Below are 18,198 nucleotides of genomic sequence, written 5' to 3' on the forward strand. Positions count from 1 at the left end.
GCGGGTTTGGGCGTCTGACCACAAGTAACGGTTCCATCACGGAGCTTGCCAGAAGGTAACTGATGTTGCCAGAGTGCTGTGTGAGCTCGAAGTGAATAGCTGGGTCTGGTGTTACTAGTGGGAAGGGAGGGGCGCTCCGCCCCGAGCGCCGTCCGCTTATGAAGCCAAGCATCACTAAGGCCGGAATCTGTACCGCCGTCACCGCGGCGGCCATCACGACCGTGACCGGGCTCGTCCCGATCGCCGCCCTGGCCGCGCCCGCGCTGCCGGAACTGCCGCAGAAACTCGCCGGGAAGACCGTCTTCCTGGACCCGGGCCATCAGGGCCCCAACCACACTCAGGATGTGAACAAGCAGGTCAGCGATGGCCGCGGCGGCACCAAGGCGTGCCAGACCACGGGCATGACCAGCCTGCACGGCATGGCCGAGCACACCATCAACTGGAATGTCGCCCAGCTCGTGCGCACCTCGCTCGAGGGACTCGGCGCGAAGGTCGTCATGAGCCGCCCCGACGACACCGGCTGGGGCGGCTGCATCGACGAACGCGCCAAGGCCGCCAATGCCTCCGGCGCGGACGTCGCCCTCAGCATCCACGCCGACAGCGGGCCCGCCGACGGACACGGCTTCCACCTCATCGTGCCGCAGCTGCCGGTGCCCGACGCCAAGGTCAACGAGGTCCAGTCCGGTGCCGGGCTGACCGCCACCAAGGCCATGCGGGACGCCTACGTGCAGGGCGGATATCAGGCCGCCACCTACAACGGCGCGGTCGACGGACTGCAGACCCGCTCCGATATCGCCGGTCCCGCACTGACTTCCGTGCCGGACGTGTTCCTCGAAATGGGCAATGGCGCCAATGCCGAGGACGCGGCGCAGCTGGAGTCGCCGGAGGGACAGCTCAAGCACGCGGTCACCATTGTGACCGGGCTGGCGTCCTACCTGCTCGGTGTGCCGGTGCCCGCCGAGAGCGCCTCGGAGCCGGGAACCCAACCGGGACAGCAGGTTCCGGCCGAGCCCGCGCAGGCGCAGGTGCCCGCGCCGGCGGCTCCGGCTCCGGCCCAGCCCGCTCCGGCGCAGACTCCGCAGACGCCGCAGGCGGCGGTTCCGGCTCCGCAGGCCCAGGTTCCGCAGACGCAGCCGCAGGCGCAGGTTCCGCAGGCTCAGCTCCCGCAGACGCAACCGCAGGCCCAGACTCCGGGTCAGGCGCAGACGCCCGCGCAGCCGGGATCGGTTCCCGCGCAATCGGGTTCGGCCCCGGCGCAGGCCCCGCAGCTGCCGACTCCCGCCGAGGTGAGCCCGGAGCGAGCGGGTACGCCGCAGCCCGCGGACGGGCTGCAGGTCTTCCAGCAGCTGGCCGATCAGTTCCTGAACTGGGAGCAGCAGGCCCAGCAGGGCGGCCAGGTCGCGCCGCAACCCGCCGCACCGCAACCCGCCGCACCGCAACCCGCCGCACCGCAACCCGCTGCGCCGCAGGCGGTTCCGGCGCAGCCCGCGAAACCCGGTGTGGCACCGGCGGTGAAGCCCGTCGCCGATCAGCGCGCGCCGCGGCAATCGCCCGGCACCTCGGCTGCTCCGCAGACGCCGTCCCCGGCCGCGCCCGGCGCGCAGTCGAATCCGGGCGCCCAGTCCCCGTCGACCGACAAGAACTCCAAGTCCGACGGCTTCGACGTGGACACCATGAGCACGCTCGTGCAGTCGGCCATCAAGTTCTTCGGTCCGCTGGCCAAGATGCTCATGGGCAATACCGGTATCGCCCCGGACCTGATCAATCTGGCCTACAGCGTGGTGTCGGTGCTCAGCTCGAACATGTTGAAGACGCCCACCACCGTCAACTGAGTCCGCGCGGCCCGATCGCCCCCGCCCCGAATTCGTCGGGGCGGGGGCGATTTTCGTCGGCACCCGTCACATCCGAACCGTCCGGCACCTTCCGTCCCGTACCCGGCGAAACGAGGAAGACGGGCAAACATTGCGCGATCCGAACGCGCGCGGTCTCCGACACCCTCGTCTGCCTGGACAGCATGGTTGTAAGGACAAGGCGGCGCACGAGCGGACAACCTCGTGTCCGGTGGTTGGCAAGCATTCGGCGCAGGAGTTGCATGAATTGGGGTCGGGTCCGATGGCTGGCGACAGTCGTCATTTCACAGCAGGCTCGAGCCGATGAGGGACTTGTAGATCGAGGTGGATGATGGCGTTCGGCGTGGGATTGTCTATCGGCACGGTCAATACGGTTTGCTCCACGGCGGCCGATCGATCAGCGAAACATCCGCCCGGTCGCCGCGGCGGCGTCGGCGCTCCGCCGACCACCTGGCGCACCACCCTCACCTTCGACAGTTCGGGTACCGCGCGCGTGGGTCGGATTCCCCGGCACGGGCGGGTGATCACCGAATTCGCCGACCTCACCCAGCGCGGCGCGCCGGTCGCCCGGGTCGGACACCGTGCGCTCTCGGCCGCCGATCTGGTGGCGACCGTGGCCCACAGCGTGGTCGCCGAGGTGCTCGGGCAGCCACCGGCCGGACCGCTCGACACCGGTGAGGTCGGTATCGCGGTGACCCACCCGGCGAGTTACTCCGCCAATCTGGTCGCCGATCTGCGCACCGCGCTCGACGGTGTCGGTCTCGCGCTCGCCGCCCTGGTGGCCGAGCCGATCGCCGCCGCCACCTGGTTGGCGGCCGAACGCGGGCCGCTCACACCGGGTTTGGCGCTGGTCTACGACCTCGGCGGGTCCGGGCTGGACATCACCCTGCTGCGGGTGGGCATGGGCGCGCCGAGCAATCCGGTCGTCGGATTGCCGCTGCACTCGGTCGAATACGGTGGCCGCGCCTTCGGTGACATGGTGGCGCGCACGCTGCGGCGTACGGCCGGATCGCAGGTGGTGCCGCGCGGACTCTCGGACGCGGATTCGGGTGAGCTGCGCAGCGAGCACATTCGGCGCTCACTGGGCCTGGTCTACAAGTGCCTGCGCATCGCGGACGTCACCATGGCCGATGTGGATCGCATCCTGGTGGTCGGCGGCGCGGCCCGCCCGCCCGAGGTGGCGCAGGTCCTGGCCAAGGAACTGGCCCGCCCGGTGGTGGTGGCCGCCGATCCGGAACGCACGATCGCCGACGGCGCGGCCATCGCGGCCAAGCAGTCCCTGCTCGAGCACGATTCCTCGAATCACCGCCATCACTCGCTGTCCGGCCTGTTCCGGCGTGTCACCCGGGTGGCCGCGCTCTGAACTGATCATTTGCCCTGCTACCGGCGGGTTGGCCTGGATTCGTGTGCTGACCCGCGCTAGCTCGTGCAAGCATTCTGCGAGCGGGTTGTTGACGCCTTTCCGGTTTGGTGTAACCATGGGGAACAGATAAAAGCTTCCTATTGGAGAGGTGACGACGATGTCTCCGACCACGACGCCCGTTGACGACCCCGTGGTTGCCGAAGCTCAGGAGTACGCCAACAAGCTGCTGCTCCTCTCGGAGGGGTCGGTGAACAAGAACTTCGACCCCTACGAGGACATCGACTGGGAGAACCCCGACTTCGACGCCGATGCCCGCCCCGAACGCTGGATCCTGCCCGAGTCCGCCGACCCGCTCGGCCGCCACCCCTGGTACCAGGGCCTGAGCGACGAGCAGAAGATCGCGATCGGCAAGTACCGCCAGGCCAATATCGCCAAGGTCGGCCTGCAGTTCGAATCCATCCTGATCAGCGGCATGGTCAACCACACGTTCGCGCTGCCCAACGGTGATCCGGAGTTCCGGTACTGCACCCACGAGATGTCCGAGGAACTCAACCACACCCTGATGTTCCAGGAGATGGTGAATCGGATCGGCGCGGACGTGCCCGGCATGGGTCCGCTGGTGCGCCAGCTGCGCTTCCTCGGCGTGCCCGTCGCGATCATGTTCCCGAATCTGTTCTTCATGGCGGTGCTCGCCGGTGAGGAGCCGATCGACCACATTCAGAAGCAGATCCTGCGCTCGGGTGAGGAGGTGCACCCGATCATGCGTGGCGTCATGGCGATTCACGTGGCCGAGGAGGCGCGCCACATCTCCTTCGCGCACGAGTTCCTGAAGCAGCACGTGCCGGAGGGGAACGTGGCCAACCGCTTCGTGCTCTCCCTCGCCATGCCGATCGTCATGTTCATCCTGGGCCGGTCCATCGCGACGCCGCCCCGGAAGTTCTTCCGCGAGTTCGACATTCCCGAGACGGTGCGCAAGGAGCTGTTCTACGGCTCCAAGGAGGCCAAGCAGGTCTTCAGCGACTACTTCATCGATGTGCGCGCGCTGGCCACCGAGATCGGGCTGATGAACCCGATCGCCAAGCAGGTGTGGAAGCTTTTCCGCATCGACGGCCCGGCCTCGCGCTACCGCTCGGAGCCGATCCGCTCCGGCAAGGCCGCGTAGGAAGGGGAGACGTCCAGTGCCGTACGTTGTCACCCAATCCTGTTGCAGCGACGCCTCGTGTGTCTACGCCTGCCCGGTCAACTGCATTCATCCGACGCCGGATGAGCCGGACTTCCTGACCGCGGAGATGCTCTACGTCGATCCGCAGGCGTGCGTGGACTGCGGGGCGTGTGCCACCGCGTGCCCGGTGGACGCCATCACCTCGTCGAAAAAGCTGACCTCGGAACAGCTTCCGTTCATCGAGATCAATGCCGACTTCTACCGGCAGGAGCGGCCGCGGCCGTTGCTGGCCAAGCCGGTTCCGGCCGCGGCCGTCAAGCCGGGGCGGGAACCGTTGCGGGTGGCCATTATCGGGTCCGGGCCCTCGGCCATGTACGCGGCCGACGAATTGCTCACGCAGCCGGGCGTTTCCGTGACGGTGTTCGACAAGGTGACCACGCCCTACGGTCTGGCCCGATTCGGCGTCGCGCCCGATCACACCAAGACGCGCAAGGTCGGCCACCTCTTCGACGTGATCTCGGCGCAGCCCGGATTCGGGTCGTATCTGAATGTGAATGTGGGCGAACATGTTTCGCATGAGGAACTGTTGGCGCACTTTCACGCGGTGATCTACGCGGTCGGCGCGTCCTCGGATCGCAAGCTCGGGATCGCGGGGGAGGGGCTGCCGGGCAGCGCCTCCGCGACCGACTTCGTGGCGTGGTACAACGGGCATCCGGAGCAGGCGGGGCGATACTTCGACCTGTCGGGGCGGCGCGCGGTGATCGTGGGCAATGGCAATGTGGCCCTCGATGTGGCGCGCATGCTGACCGCCGATCCGGAACTGCTCGTCGGCACCGATATGTCGCAGCGGGCGCTGAATGCCTTGCGGCGCAGCGCAATCGAAGAGGTCGTGATCCTCGGGCGGCGCGGTCCGGCCGAATCCGCCTTCACCGTGCCGGAATTCGTGGGCCTGCTGGGCGCGGATGTCGACATCGTGGTGGAGGGTGAGATTCCCGAACCGGTCGCGGGCATGTCGCAGAAGGTCGAGCACAAGCTGAAGCTATTGCAAGGCTTGGCGGATCGGCCGGTTCTCGGGCGCAAGCGCATTGTGTTCCGGTATCTGTCCGCACCCACGGCCATTGTCGGCGTGGACCGGGTCACCGGGGTCGAGGTGGTGCGCAATGAGCTCGTCACCGGCGATGACGGCGGCGTGCACGCGGTCGCGACCGAGGATGTCGAGACCCTCCAGACCGGGCTGGTGCTGGCCTCGGTCGGCTATCGCGGTGTCGCGCTGGCGGGGCTGCCCTTCGACGAGCGGGCCGGGATCATCCCGAACGCGGACGGTCGGGTGACCGAGGAGTCCGGCGGTGCGGTGGTCCCCGGTACGTATGTCACCGGTTGGATCAAGCGCGGGCCGACCGGATTCATCGGCACCAACAAGTCGTGCGCGCAGCAGACGGTGCGGCAGCTGGTGGACGATTTCAATGCCGGCCGGTTGGCTCAACCCACCCGCGGCACAGGCGATTTCGACCGACTGGTCGGTGAGCGCCAGCCGCACGCCATTCGCGGTGGCGCGGTGAACCGCCCCCGCCGCAAGCTACCCCTATTGGTGCGTCGCTGACCCACCCCTTTCAGTGACGCCCACCGGAGGCCGTCGTACGCGAACCCCCTGCGCGTACGGCGGCCTTCGTCATTCCGGACGTCGTTCCCGAGTGCCGCTCCTGTGCCGCGGGGCTGACTTTTTGTGCCGGGCAACGTATCCGGTCGGGGGTCGGCTGCGAATCTTCGTCGCCCGTGCGTACGCACCGTACCGATGCTGTTGTGTGAGTTGTAATGCCGTGTTTGCTCGAAACGACATGATCGGTAGTAGAGAAGATTTCGTCGCGAATCACGGACGGTGCAGCGGCCCGCGTGGGGGATTCCCGGGTAGCTACCGACCAGTGATCGGTAATCCGCACTCCCATACTGACAATGCGGTTTGGTTTTTCGGACACTCTTTGCCTACCGGTTGGTATGAATATTTTGTTCGCTGTGCTGTAGCCACCAAGAAAGACTGTTCGGTTGCTTTTGTCCCGCAGTCGGATTCGATCTTGCTTGGAACGTTGCCTGACCAGTAGATTCGCCACCTTCGCTACTGGACGCGAAATCTTTTCTCCCAATTCGATATTCATCCCCCGCTAACGCCAGCTAACCTGAACGCGCTGTTTGGAAAACGACCGCGACCACATGGTTGGTACGCCCGTGGAGGCCGTGGTCTCGGTGCGTTGACGGGATAGCGATGACAGTTGGCTTTGGCATGAGCATCGGCACAGTGAACTCCGTATGGGCGACCTCGGCCGGTGATCGGAACCGGCCCGCGGTGCGCGTTCGCCGGACCGCCGTCACCTTCGACAGCGCCGGTGGGCCGCATATCGGGGGAATTCCCCGATTCGCCCCGGTGGTCACCGACTTCGCCGATCTCACGACCGAGCCGGACCCGGTGGTCATCAACGGTCGCATCTGGTCCCCGGCGGATCTGGTGGCGGCCGTGGTGAACGGGCTCATCGAGACCAATGCGCCCGAAGCCCCCGCCGTAAGCACCTATCCCGCTTGCTATTCGGACAAACACGTCACGCGATTGCGGCGGGCGCTGGACTGGTCCGGGGCCGCGGACGTCACCCTCATGCCCGAGCCGGTCGCCGCGGTGGAGTGGCTCGACAACGAGTACGGCATCTCCGAATCCGGGCTGACCCTGGTCTACGACCTCGGGGGCAACAGCCTCGACATCGCGGTGGTGCGCACCGAGGCGGACCGCGACGAGCGCGGCATTCTCGGGCGGGCCGAACGGTCCCACGAATATGGGGGCCGCCCGCTCGGCACGCTGCTGGCTCGCTACGCGCGCAGCATCGCACCCGGTGCGGCACAGCCGGTTTCGGCCGTGGTGCCCGCCTCCGACACGAATCGACTGCGCAGCTGGCACATTCGCAATTCGCTACGGCTGGTGCGGTCGGTGGTGCACCGGGCCGGGCTGCACATGGAGGAGATCGACCGGGTTCTGCTCATCGGCGGCGCGGCCCGGCCCGCGGAGGTGGCGCGGGTGCTGGCCGATCTCGGGCGGCCGGTGATCATGTCGCCGGATCCGGCGCACACGGTGTCCGTGGGCGCGGCCATCGCCGCGTTTCGCAGCATCGACACCGGATCGGCCATCGGCCGCTACGCGCCCCGCGCCGCCGTGATCTCCGGTGCCGCGGTGGCTTCCGCGCTGGCCATGTCGGCGGCCACCGTGCTCGGCGGACCGGTCGCCGGACCACCCGGTCTGCAAGCCGCGCCGGAACCGACCGACCAGCCGGTGGGAACCGCCGCGCTCGGCACCGGCGACGTCATCGTCTACGAGGACGAGGGCGCGCCGCCCGGCACCCACACCCACGCCATCGCCACCGTGGCCGCGGTCCGCGCCTATGCGCCGATCGCCCCGACGGTCACCCAGACCTGGGTCCACGGCCGCCCGGTCGACACCACCAGCGGCGGCACCCACTGCGAAACCCGCATGCTGTCGGACCCGGTTGTCACCTACGCCAACCCGGCCCAGTTCACCAACCCACTGCCCTTCCAGAACCCGGCCCTCAATGGGTGGAACATCGGCTCCTTCAGCGGCCAGGTCCCCACGGTCAGCGTCCCCGGCAACACCGCCCAACCGATCTCGGGCACCCTCCCCGGCGGTCCCGGAACCATCCCCGGCGCAACGCAACCCGGCACCGGCCAACCCGGCGGCACTCAGCCCGGCACGCCGGGCGTGACCGACCCCGCCGCCGGTCAACCCGGCAGCACGACTCCCGGAACCCCCACGGGCGGCACCCAACCCGGCACCTCGGGCGGCACGACCCCCGGAACCGGAACCCCCGCCGCAGGCGACCCGGGTTCCTCCGCCCCCGGCGGTACCACCCCCGGAACCGGAACCGGTGGAACCAGCGCCGGGGGGACCAGCGGCGGAACCGCCACTGGCGGAACCCCATCCGGCGGATCCGACCCGGGCAGCGCGACCCCCGCAGGCGGCGGCGCGACCTCCGGAGGCACAACCGGCGACCCGGCCGGAGCCAACACCGGAGGCCAAGCGCCCGGCGGTTCGACCTCGGGAGGTTCGACCTCCGGCGGCACTGGCACCGGTGGCGGTGCAGGTGCCGGTGGCGGAATAGGTGCCGGTGCAGGCACCGGTGGCGGAACGGGAACCGGCGCTGGCACGGGTGCTGGTGGAGGTACCGGCACCGGTGCCGGAACAGGCGGCGGCGCAACATCTCCCGGCGGCTCCACCCCCGGCGGCGCGAGCACAGGCGGCGGCTCTCCCTCGGGCGGAACCTCCACCGGAGGCGGCTCTCCCACTGGCGGCTCCCAAGGCGGCGCCGCAACCGGCGGCGGATCCGGAACCGGCGGCGGCGCAGGCAGCCCCGGCGGCACCCACGCCGGCGGCGGCATGGGCGGCGGTTCCATGGGTGGCGGCGGCATGAGCGGTGGCGGCATGGGCGGCGGCGGAGGAGCCGGTGGCGGCGGCAAGGGCGGAGGTGGCGGCGGTGGCCACCACTGACCCCATGCGGTACAGCACATCACGCTCGTGCTCCTTGGCGGCGCTGATCATCAGCGAGCGCTTGCACCGCGATGCGGCCCATCGACCCGGATCCGGTTGTCGGGCGCGGATTTTCGGCGAGGCCCGTAGGCGGCGTGCTGTCCCACACGCCGGCGCGGGTGGCGGGGGAGGCGGGGCGGTGGCGTCCCACCATCTGTCCCCTCCCCACGGCGACGCAGGTGGGTGGCGGGCCTGACCAACCCGCCCCACCTCGTCCCCGATATCGAGCGCGACGCGCTCACCAGGACCGGCGATGGGAGAGCGAGGGACCTGCAAACCTCGTTCCATCGTCGAAAGTGACCGGCCCACCCCGCGTTTCCAGTGCCCGGGCGCGGTGGTGGGCCTGTCGCGATGGTCAGCGGGCGGTGAAGCCGCCGTCGATGGTCAGGGCCGCGCCGGTGATGAAACTCGCCTCGTCGCTGAGCAGATAGGCGCAGAAGGCGGCGATCTCGTGGGGCTGGGCGATGCGGCCGAGGGGGTGCAGGGCGGCGATGGCGGCCTCGCCCTCGGGTGTCGCGCCCATGGAGTCGCGGAAGGCAGGGGTGTCGACCGCGCCGGATACCAGCGCATTCACCCGCACCGACCGGTCGGCCGCCTCCAGGGCGACGGCCCGGGTCAGGCCCACCACGCCGTGTTTGGCAGCCACATACGGCGCGACCTGCGCCATGCCGACCACGCCCAGGTTCGAGGCATTATTGAGAATCGCCCCGCCCCCGCTCGCGGCCAACGCCGGAACCTGGTGGCGCAGACCGTAATAGACGGCCGTCAGATTGAGTTCGAGATCGGCGCGCCATCCGGCCTCGTCGATGTTCTCCACCGGGCCGAAGGCATTGACCGCGCCCGCATTGTTGAAAGCCGCGTCCAGCCGCCCGAATTCGGTGATCGCGGCATCGGTCAGGCGCGCCACCTCGGCCTCGACGGTGACATCGGCGGGCACGAACAGCGCCCGGCCACCCGCGGCGCGGATCTCCTCGGCCATCCGGTCCCCGGCCTCCTTGCCGCGCGCGCCGAGCACCACGCTCCCGCCCTCGGCGGCAATGCGGCGAGCCGCGGCCGCCCCGACCCCCGAGGTGGCCCCGGTGATCAGAACGACCTTTCCTGCGAAGCGAGCATCCATGACTGCGTTCCCCTTGCGGTAGTGCCGATTTCGTTGACATGTCATAGTCAACGCCGCGCGAGGGATGGCCGCTGGCGGGAAACCGCCGTCACATTTGATGCGTCATGTATTGGTGAGATCAGGCGGGCGACAGCAGATCCGGCAGTTCGTCGAGCCCGTCGATCACCGTCGCCCGCGCCGCGTCGGGCAGCTCGGCGGTCAGATAACCCCACGGTCCGCGCCGAATCAACACCGGCCGCATGCCCGCCGCCGCCACCGGCACCACGTCATTGTCGACCCGATCGCCGACGTAGGCGATCTCCGCGGGTTCGACACCGGCCACCTCGATCACCCGCGTGAAGAACTTCGGATCCGGCTTCTCCAGATCCCATTCGGCCGAGGTGTACACCGCGTCCACCGGCAGCCGCAGCCGCTCCAGCGCCGATTTCGCCTGCGGCGGTTGGTTCCCGGCGATGATGACGGTGATTCCCCGCCGCCGCAGTTCGCTCAGCGCCCGCCGCACGTCCGGGTACAGATCGTCACCGTCGAAGTTGTTGCGCAGGCTCTCCGGCTCCTCGGCGGCCCACGCCGACTGCTCGGCCTCGAGATCCAGGCCCGGCCGCACCAATTCGAAGGCGTCGGTGAGCGGCCGCCCGGTGGCGGCCATTCCGCCGATGACGCCCAGGAACGCGAAGCGCGGGATATCGAGCCGGTCGGCCCACCGGCACCAGATGCGCGTCTCGTCGATCAGCGTCTCGCCCACATCGAATACCGCAGCCTTGATCATTCGCCCAGCGTATCGGGCGGTCGATTCCGATCGGGAATCAGCGCTGCGCGTTGAGGAAGCCGATGGCCGTGGCACCCCACCAGCAGACCTGCGACACCAATCCGGTCGCCGCGCCCCAGGCCAGCAGGCGGCCGGTGAGCGGTGTGTCGCCGCGGGCGCGCAGTCGGCGCTCGAGCGCACAGGCCTGAATCCCATTGAGCGTCAGCACCAGGACCAGGGTCAGCTTGGTGCGCGTCATGGTCGAGGCCAGATTCGGCTCCAGCACGCAGCCGCTGGCCACCAAACCGGCCAGTCCCAACCAAATGGGGACGTGCAATCGGCTGACCGCGCGCAGAGTCTCGGCGAGGGTGAGACGTCCTGCGGCCCAGCGCAAGACGAAGGAATCGGCCATGAGCACCCCGCCGAAACCCACCACCAGCGAGGTGAGGTGCACGAACAGTCCGCCGGTGTGCACGGCCGGGCTGGCGGTGACGTGGGCGGCGATCCAGACGGCCGCGGCGAGGGTGCCGGTGGCCAGCAGGGCGTAGGCGGCCACGATTCGCCAGGAATCGTGCGGTATCCCCGCCGTCCCGGTGCGATACCGGGCACTGCTGGTCTGGAGCATGGGTCGAGCCTTCTGTTAGGTAAGGGAAGCCTAAATTACTAAGAAGGTGGGGCCGGTGGCAAGTCGGTGACGACTACGCCGCGACCGGAGGCGGGGCACACTGGTGTGAGGCTGCGAAGCACGGGAGGGGAAACCTGATGGACGCCAGAATCCGGGGAACCGTCATGCCGGTCCTCGAGGTCGCCCTCGAACCGGGTGACAGCCTCATTGCCGAAGCGGGGCAGCTGTCGTGGATGACCGACTCGATCCGTCTCCATACCTCGACCAAGGGCGCGGCCGGTGGGGTCTTCGGGGCGGTGCGGCGGGCGATGGCCGGAGCCGGGCTGTTCATGACCGAATACACCGCCCACCGGGTGCCCGGGCGAGTGTCCTTCGCCGCCAAGCTGCCCGGCCAGATCATGCCCGTCCAGATCGCCAAGGACCGTGAATACCTGGTGCACCGGCACGGATTCCTCTGTGCCGCAGGCGATGTCCGGGTGGCGCTGAGCTTTCAGCGTCGCCTCGGCGCGGGCATCTTCGGCGGCACCGGCTTCACATTGCAACGGCTCTCCGGCGACGGCTACGCCTGGGTGGAACTCTCCGGCGAGGTCGTCAGCTACGACCTCGCGCCCGGTGAGACCCTGCGCGTGCACCCCGGCCACATCGGATTGTTCGAAGCCTCCGTCGATTTCGACATCACCATGGTGAAGGGCATTCGCAATGTTCTCTTCGGCGGCGACGGCCTGTTCCTCGCCGCGCTCACCGGGCCCGGCCGAGTCTGGCTGCAATCGCTGACCATCACCAACCTCGCCCACACCCTGATTCCGTATCTTCCGCTCCCCGAACCCGGCTCCCAAAACCGTTGAGGTGGCGCGATGTTCACCGGATTCGAGATCTTCGACATCCCGACGGCGGCCGGGCACATTCACGGGCGGGTGAAGGGGAGCGGGCCGCCGGTCCTGCTGCTGCACGGGATTCCCGAGACGCACGTGATGTGGCATCACGTCGCGGCCGAGCTGGCCGAGGCGTTCACCGTGATCGCGACGGATCTGCGCGGGTACGGCGACAGCGGGACCCCACCGAGCACACCGGATCACGGGCCGTACAGCATGCGGGAGATCGCCCGGGAGCAGGTGGAAGTGATGGCGGCACTGGGACATCGACGATTCGCGGTGGTCGGGCACGATCGGGGCGCGCGGTGCGCCTACCGGATGGCGCTCGACCATCCTGGGGTGATCGGGCGGCTGGCGGTACTGGACGTGATCCCCACGGCGGAGGTTTTCCGGGCCGAGCTCGGTAGCGGGTTTTGGGTGTGGTCGTTCCTGGCTGCCCCGGAACCTGTTCCGGAGCAACTGATTTCGGGTTCTCCCGAGGTGTTGGTGAATCACATGCTCGACTCGTGGTCGAGCACTCCGGGAGTGTTCTCCGACGAGGTGCGCGCCGCGTATCTGGCACAGTTCCGGGATCCGAAGCGGGTGCACGCCATCTGCGAGGAGTATCGGGCCGCCGCGACGCTCGATCGCGAGCACGACGAAGCCGACCGGGGCATTCGGAAGATCGAGTGTCCCACCCTCGTGCTCTGGGGCGAGACCGGCGGGATCGCCGACGGGGCAACAGATCCGCTGCGGGTATGGGGAAAATGGTGTGACACGGTGACCGGGACGGCCTTACCCTGCGGACACTTCCTCCCCGAGGAAGCCCCGCGCCGCACCACGGATGTGCTGTCGCGATTTCTGCAGGCTTGACCGGCTCAACACGGAGGTTCACCATGTCTCGACCGATTCGCGTGCTGGTCTGCGGGGGCGGCATCGCGGGCAACGCCGTCGCGCTCCAACTGCTGCGGGCCGGGATCGACACCACCGTCGTCGAACGCGCGCCCGCGCCGCGGCCGGGCGGGCAGGCCGTCGACCTGCGCGGGCCCAGTCGCAAGGTGGCCGAGCGGATGGGTCTCATGCCCGGCATTCGCAAGCGGCAGCTCCACGAGCGCGGCATGGTGTTCATCGACGAGCGCGGCCGCGGCCGGGCGCGCATGCCCGCCGAGATGTTCGGGGGCGAGGGGTTCGTCGCCGAGATCGAGATCGCGCGGGGCGAACTGAATCAGGTCCTGCTCGACGAAATCGCCGGGCTCCCAGCCGAATCTGGATCACTCGACTACCGCTACGGCGAGTGGGTCGAGGACATCGATCAGGACGCCGAGACGGTGAAGGCGCGCTTCGCCTCCGGCGCGGCCGCCGAGTTCGATGTCGTGATCGGCGCCGACGGACTGAATTCCGCACTGCGCGAGAAGGTTTTCGGACCGCGCGAGCAATTCGTGGAGTACCTCGGCGCGTACATCGGGTTCTTCACCATCCCCACCCCACCCGGTACCAATGTCGAAACAGGTTGGGTCGGTGTGTATCCCGTTCCCGGCAGCACGGTCGCGCTGCGCCCGGACCCGGATCCGGCGACCTCCATGGCGATCATTTCCACCCGCATCCCCGCCGACCCCGCGCTGCGCGGCGACCTCGAAGCGCAACAGCGGCTCATCCGCGAACGGCTGACCGGATACGGCTGGGTGATCCCGGACATCCTGGACGCCATGCCCGACGCTCCCGACTTCTATTTCGACGAGGTGGCCCGCGTCCGCATGCCGCACTGGTCGAAGGGGCGGGTCGTCATGCTCGGCGACGCGGCCTGCTGCGGATCGCCCATGACCGGCATGGGCACCGCGCTCGCCATCATCGGCGCGTACCTGCTGGCAGGTGAAATCGCGACCACCCCAACCGATCTTCCCAGGGCCTTCGACCGCTACGAAGAACTCCTGCGCCCCTTGGTCACCACCATCCAGAAGGGCACCGAAACCCAGGTCCGCCTGCGCCACCCCGAAACCCGCCGCGGCGTCGCCATCATGCACATCCTCATCGAGACCCTGATGTCGCGGCCCCTGTCTCCCCTGCGCGCCTTGCTGACTCGCCTGATCGGCAAGCAGGCCGAATACCCGCTGCCGGACTATCCCGCCGTCGAAAACTGATGCGAGCTCAGGCCGAGAGCTCGAGCGGCAGGGTCGCCGTGGTGTAGCGGTCGAGGGCGACCTCGGCCAGAAGCGGATGCGCGCCAATGGTTTCGGCATGCGTGAGATCCGGAAGCGAGTCGCGCAACCGGTCGGTCAGCAGACCCGGAGCCAAGAACCAGGGCGCGACCAGAATCCGCTCCGCACCCCGGGCCTTCAGGCGGGTGAACGCCTTGTCGAGTGTGGGATCGGTGGTGGCGAAGCAGATTTCGGTGTCCCAGCCGGTCAGGGTCGTGAGCAGGCGTGCGACATCGCCGGTGCGGGCGTTCGCGGCGGGGGAGGAGGAGCCGACCGCGGCGACCGCGATGCCCAACCCCCTCGCCATGCTGGGATGGAAAGCGGCAGCGTCGCCGCGCAGCGCTTCCAGCACCCGATCGCGCAGGGCGAAGATCAGATGCGGATCGGGGCCCAAGACATCGGCCTGGGTCAGGCGCAGGCGCGGATGGCGAGAGCGGGCCTCGTCCAGGAGGCCGGGGAGATCCACCCGCGCGTGGAATGCGCTGCCCAGCAGCAACGGAACCACGATCGCGTGCGTATGCCCGTCGGAGGCAACGGCATCCACGACCTGATCCACCGAGGGGGTGCTCAGGTCCAGAAAGGCCAGTCGCACATCGAGATCGGGGCGCTGCGCCGCGATCAGTTCGACCACGGCCCGCATGGTTGCAGCGGAGCGCGGGTCACGGCTGCCATGTGCCACGGCGATGAGCGCCGGGGCGTCTCGCCAGACGGGCATGCGGGGAGTGATCGAACCGACCGGCGCGACGGCCGGAACTGCGCCGTTGCCGGGCGGATTCATCTCAGACCCCGGCTTCCGCGGCGAACTCGGCCTCGGTGCCGACCTCGACCGCGGTGAGGGCGTCGCCGACCAGGCCCGCGGCCAGGGTGTTGCCGCCCGCCGGGTCGATGAGCAGGAACGAGCCGGTGTGGCGATTGACGCTGTAGTCGTCGGCCACGATCGGGTCGGCCACGCGCACCGAGATACGGCCGATGTCGTTGAGCGACAGCGATTCCGGGTTCGGGTCCGCCGACAGGTGCTGCTCGTCGAAACGCTCGATGAGCGCGCCCACGATGGCCTGGGTGGTGCGGGTGCCGTGCTTGAGCAGCAGGCGCGCGCCCGGGCGCAGTGGCTTGTCGCCGAGCCAGCAGACGGTGGCGTCGAAGGTGTCGATGGGCTCGGGGGCGTCCTTGGCGGCGGCGATCACATCGCCGCGCGAGACGTCGACATCGTCGGCCAGGATCAGCGTGACGCTGCGGCCCGGCTGCGCCGAGACCAGCTCACCGTTCGGGGTGTCGATGCGCTCGACGGTGGTGCGGGTGCCCGACGGCAGCACCACGACCTCGTCGCCCTTCGAAACCACGCCCGCCGCAACCTGTCCCGCGTAACCCCGGTAGTCCGGGTACTCGGCGGTGCGCGGCCGGATCACGTACTGCACGGGGAAGCGCAGCCCGACCTGGTGGCGGCCGTGCGCATCCGCGTCCACCGGAACCGACTCCAGGTGCTCGATGAGCGAGGGACCGCTGTAGTAGGGGGTGTTCTCCGACCGCGAGGCCACATTGTCGCCGTGCAGCGCGGAGACCGGGATCTCCTGCACGTCCTCGGCCGCCCAGCCGAGTTTTGTTGTCAGCTCCGCGAATTCGGACTTGATCTTCTCGAAGACGCCCGCCGGATCATCGACCAGGTCGATCTTGTTCACGGCCAGCACCAGCTTCGGCACGCCCAGCAGCGCCATGACGGCGGCGTGGCGGCGGGTCTGCTCGATGACGCCCTTGCGGGCGTCGACCAGCAGGATCACCAGCTGCGCGGTCGACGCGCCGGACACCGTGTTGCGGGTGTACTGCACGTGACCCGGGGTGTCGGCGAGCACGAAAGACCGCTTGGGCGTGGCGAAGTAGCGGTACGCCACATCGATGGTGATGCCCTGCTCGCGCTCGGCGCGCAGGCCGTCCACCAGCAGCGACAGGTCCGGGGTGGACAGACCCTTGTCGACCGACGCGCGCGTCACGGCGTCGATCTGGTCCGCCAGCACGGATTTCGTGTCGTAGAGCAGCCGCCCGACCAGGGTGGACTTGCCGTCGTCGACCGATCCGGCGGTGGCCAGTCTCAATAGGTCGGACATCAGAAGTAACCCTCTCGCTTGCGGTCTTCCATGGCGGCCTCGGAGACGCGGTCGTCGCCGCGGGTCGCGCCACGTTCGGTGAGCCGGGACGCGGCGACCTCGGCGAGGATCGCGTCATTGTCGGCGGCGTCGGAAATGATTGCGCCGGTGGTGGATCCGTCGCCGACGGTGCGGTAGCGCACCGACTTGACCAGCAGCTCCTCGCCCTCGGCCGGGCCGCCCCACACGCCGGGGGTCATCCACATGCCGTCGCGCTGGTAGACCGGGCGCTCGTGGGCGTAGTAGATGCTGGCCAGCTCCACGTCCTCGCGGGCGATGTAGCGCCAGATGTCCAGCTCGGTCCAGTTGGAGATGGGGAACACGCGCACGTGCTCGCCGGGCGCGTGGCGGCCGTTGTACAGGTTCCACAGCTCCGGACGCTGCCGCTTCGGGTCCCAGCGGCCGAACGCGTCACGCAGCGAGAAGATCCGCTCCTTGGCGCGCGAACGCTCCTCGTCGCGGCGACCGCCACCGAAGACCGCGTCGAAGCGGTTCTCGTTGATGGCGTCCAGCAGCGGCACGGTCTGCAGCGGGTTGCGGATGCCGTCCGGTCGCTCCTGCAGTCGCCCGTCGGCGAGGTAGTCCTCCACTGACGCGACATGCAGTCGCAGCCCGTACTTCTCGACCACCTTGTCGCGGAACGCGAGCACCTCGGGCAGGTTGTGCCCGGTGTCCACGTGCAGCAGCGCGAACGGCAGCGGCGCGGGCCAGAACGCCTTGATCGCCAGGTGCAGCAGGACGGTGGAGTCCTTGCCGCCGGAGAACAGGATCACCGGCCGCTCGAACTCGCCCGCCACCTCGCGGAAGATGTGGATGGACTCGGACTCGAGAGCCGCGAGAGTGTCGAATTCTGTCTCGAGAGAGGTCATGACGCGTGCAACCCGCATTCGGTCTTGGCGAGGCCGGCCCAGCGGCCGGATCGCGGATCGGATCCCGGTTCCGGCTTCCGCGTGCACGGAGCGCAACCGATGGAGGGATAGCCCTCTTCCACAAGGGGATTGACGAGAATGCCATTGGCCTCGATGTAGGCGGCCATCTCGTCGTCCGACCAGGCGGCGATCGGATTGATCTTCACCAGGCCGAAGCCCTCGTCGTAGGAGATGAGGGGTGCGTTGGCGCGAGTCGGCGCCTCCACTCGACGGATGCCGGTCACCCAGGCGTTGTATCCGACGAGGGACTTCTTCAGGGGGACCACCTTGCGCAGGCGGCAGCATTCACCGGCGTCCCGGGCGAACAGATCCTTGCCCAGCAGCTGATCCTGTTCGGCCACGGTGTGTTCCGGCGTCACGTTCACGATGTTCACGCCGTAGACCAGCTCGACCGCGTCACGGGTGCCGATGGTCTCGGCGAAGTGGTAGCCGGTGTCGAGGAACAGCACGTCCACGCCGGGGCGGACCTGGGCGGCCAGCTGCACCAGCACCGCGTCCTGCATGTTGGACGCCACGATGTAGTTCGAGCCGAAGGTGTCGTCGGTCCACTGCAGCAGTTCCTGCGCGGTGGCGTTCGGGCCGAGCTCGGCATTGCCCTTCTCGACCAGGGCGCGCAGCTCGTCTTCCGCGAGTTTCGTTGTAGTCAT

At 68.7% G+C, this 18,198-nt stretch carries 15 protein-coding genes; 8 read left to right on the forward strand and 7 right to left on the reverse strand.

The annotated features are described in order from the left end of the window. Nucleotides 1-158: 158 nt before the first annotated feature. The 5 genes from VMT65_RS38385 (at nt 159) to VMT65_RS06715 (ending at nt 8,912) form a co-directional block, all read left to right on the forward strand. Entirely contained in the window at nt 159-1,832 is a 1,674-nt protein-coding gene (locus VMT65_RS38385) for an N-acetylmuramoyl-L-alanine amidase (protein ID WP_442790180.1), read from the forward strand. Nucleotides 1,833-2,193: 361 nt separating this feature from the next. Further along, the gene (locus VMT65_RS06700) at nt 2,194-3,213 is read left to right on the forward strand and encodes an Hsp70 family protein (RefSeq protein WP_326307045.1); all 1,020 of its coding nucleotides are present in this window, start codon (nt 2,194-2,196) and stop codon (nt 3,211-3,213) included. 157 nt (nt 3,214-3,370) lie between these two features. Continuing rightward, nucleotides 3,371-4,375 (forward strand): AurF N-oxygenase family protein, encoded by a 1,005-nt coding sequence (locus VMT65_RS06705; protein ID WP_326307046.1) that lies wholly within the window; start codon nt 3,371-3,373, stop codon nt 4,373-4,375. 16 nt (nt 4,376-4,391) lie between these two features. Further along, entirely contained in the window at nt 4,392-5,975 is a 1,584-nt protein-coding gene (locus VMT65_RS06710; RefSeq protein WP_326307047.1) for an FAD-dependent oxidoreductase, read from the forward strand. A 675-nt stretch (nt 5,976-6,650) separates the two neighbouring features. Beyond that, the gene (locus tag VMT65_RS06715; protein ID WP_326307048.1) at nt 6,651-8,912 is read left to right on the forward strand and encodes an Hsp70 family protein; all 2,262 of its coding nucleotides are present in this window, start codon (nt 6,651-6,653) and stop codon (nt 8,910-8,912) included. A 394-nt stretch (nt 8,913-9,306) separates the two neighbouring features. Here the strand turns inward: VMT65_RS06715 and VMT65_RS06720 are convergent, their stop codons facing one another. From VMT65_RS06720 to VMT65_RS06730, 3 genes are all read right to left on the reverse strand, one after another. After that, a complete protein-coding gene (locus tag VMT65_RS06720; RefSeq protein WP_326307050.1) occupies nt 9,307-10,068 on the reverse strand; it encodes an SDR family NAD(P)-dependent oxidoreductase in 762 nt (253 codons plus the stop codon). A gap of 118 nt (nt 10,069-10,186) precedes the next feature. Beyond that, entirely contained in the window at nt 10,187-10,834 is a 648-nt protein-coding gene (locus VMT65_RS06725) for an HAD family hydrolase (protein ID WP_326307051.1), read from the reverse strand. Between the two features lie 37 nt (nt 10,835-10,871). Continuing rightward, nucleotides 10,872-11,438 (reverse strand): hypothetical protein, encoded by a 567-nt coding sequence (locus VMT65_RS06730; RefSeq protein WP_326307052.1) that lies wholly within the window; start codon nt 11,436-11,438, stop codon nt 10,872-10,874. A 137-nt stretch (nt 11,439-11,575) separates the two neighbouring features. Here VMT65_RS06730 and VMT65_RS06735 point away from each other — a divergent pair, with 137 nt between their 5' ends. The 3 genes from VMT65_RS06735 to VMT65_RS06745 are packed head-to-tail and all read left to right on the forward strand — an operon-like array spanning nt 11,576 to nt 14,427. Next, nucleotides 11,576-12,283: a TIGR00266 family protein gene (locus VMT65_RS06735; protein ID WP_326307053.1), complete on the forward strand. Its 708-nt coding sequence runs from the start codon at nt 11,576-11,578 to the stop codon at nt 12,281-12,283. Between the two features lie 9 nt (nt 12,284-12,292). Further along, nucleotides 12,293-13,162 (forward strand): alpha/beta fold hydrolase, encoded by an 870-nt coding sequence (locus tag VMT65_RS06740; protein ID WP_326307054.1) that lies wholly within the window; start codon nt 12,293-12,295, stop codon nt 13,160-13,162. Nucleotides 13,163-13,185: 23 nt separating this feature from the next. Beyond that, nucleotides 13,186-14,427 (forward strand): FAD-dependent monooxygenase, encoded by a 1,242-nt coding sequence (locus tag VMT65_RS06745; RefSeq protein WP_326307055.1) that lies wholly within the window; start codon nt 13,186-13,188, stop codon nt 14,425-14,427. Nucleotides 14,428-14,434: 7 nt separating this feature from the next. Here the strand turns inward: VMT65_RS06745 and VMT65_RS06750 are convergent, their stop codons facing one another. From VMT65_RS06750 to VMT65_RS06765, 4 genes are all read right to left on the reverse strand, one after another. After that, nucleotides 14,435-15,199: a sirohydrochlorin chelatase gene (locus VMT65_RS06750; RefSeq protein WP_326307056.1), complete on the reverse strand. Its 765-nt coding sequence runs from the start codon at nt 15,197-15,199 to the stop codon at nt 14,435-14,437. A 64-nt stretch (nt 15,200-15,263) separates the two neighbouring features. Further along, complete coding sequence (locus VMT65_RS06755; protein ID WP_326307057.1) at nt 15,264-16,583, reverse strand: sulfate adenylyltransferase subunit 1; 1,320 nt, start codon at nt 16,581-16,583, stop codon at nt 15,264-15,266. Continuing rightward, complete coding sequence (cysD, locus tag VMT65_RS06760; RefSeq protein WP_326307058.1) at nt 16,583-17,509, reverse strand: sulfate adenylyltransferase subunit CysD; 927 nt, start codon at nt 17,507-17,509, stop codon at nt 16,583-16,585. The genes VMT65_RS06755 and cysD overlap by 1 nt, the downstream gene beginning before the upstream one ends. Continuing rightward, nucleotides 17,488-18,198: a phosphoadenylyl-sulfate reductase gene (locus tag VMT65_RS06765; protein WP_326307059.1), complete on the reverse strand. Its 711-nt coding sequence runs from the start codon at nt 18,196-18,198 to the stop codon at nt 17,488-17,490. Before VMT65_RS06765 ends, cysD begins: the two co-directional genes overlap by 22 nt.

It is taken from the genome of Nocardia sp. CDC153, assembly GCF_035818515.1.
Taxonomy (GTDB): domain Bacteria; phylum Actinomycetota; class Actinomycetes; order Mycobacteriales; family Mycobacteriaceae; genus Nocardia.

Bases quoted from the DNA above. Each gene is read 5' to 3' on its own strand.
- VMT65_RS06765 (WP_326307059.1), bottom strand. From the start codon at position 18,198: ATGACTACAACGAAACTCGCGGAAGACGAGCTGCGCGCCCTGGTCGAG.
- VMT65_RS06715 (WP_326307048.1), top strand. From the start codon at position 6,651: ATGAGCATCGGCACAGTGAACTCCGTATGGGCGACCTCGGCCGGTGAT.
- VMT65_RS06740 (WP_326307054.1), top strand. From the start codon at position 12,293: ATGTTCACCGGATTCGAGATCTTCGACATCCCGACGGCGGCCGGGCAC.
- cysD (WP_326307058.1), bottom strand. From the start codon at position 17,509: ATGCGGGTTGCACGCGTCATGACCTCTCTCGAGACAGAATTCGACACT.
- VMT65_RS38385 (WP_442790180.1), top strand. From the start codon at position 159: ATGAAGCCAAGCATCACTAAGGCCGGAATCTGTACCGCCGTCACCGCG.
- VMT65_RS06750 (WP_326307056.1), bottom strand. From the start codon at position 15,199: ATGCCCGTCTGGCGAGACGCCCCGGCGCTCATCGCCGTGGCACATGGC.
- VMT65_RS06705 (WP_326307046.1), top strand. From the start codon at position 3,371: ATGTCTCCGACCACGACGCCCGTTGACGACCCCGTGGTTGCCGAAGCT.
- VMT65_RS06730 (WP_326307052.1), bottom strand. From the start codon at position 11,438: ATGCTCCAGACCAGCAGTGCCCGGTATCGCACCGGGACGGCGGGGATA.
- VMT65_RS06725 (WP_326307051.1), bottom strand. From the start codon at position 10,834: ATGATCAAGGCTGCGGTATTCGATGTGGGCGAGACGCTGATCGACGAG.
- VMT65_RS06745 (WP_326307055.1), top strand. From the start codon at position 13,186: ATGTCTCGACCGATTCGCGTGCTGGTCTGCGGGGGCGGCATCGCGGGC.
- VMT65_RS06735 (WP_326307053.1), top strand. From the start codon at position 11,576: ATGGACGCCAGAATCCGGGGAACCGTCATGCCGGTCCTCGAGGTCGCC.
- VMT65_RS06755 (WP_326307057.1), bottom strand. From the start codon at position 16,583: ATGTCCGACCTATTGAGACTGGCCACCGCCGGATCGGTCGACGACGGC.
- VMT65_RS06720 (WP_326307050.1), bottom strand. From the start codon at position 10,068: ATGGATGCTCGCTTCGCAGGAAAGGTCGTTCTGATCACCGGGGCCACC.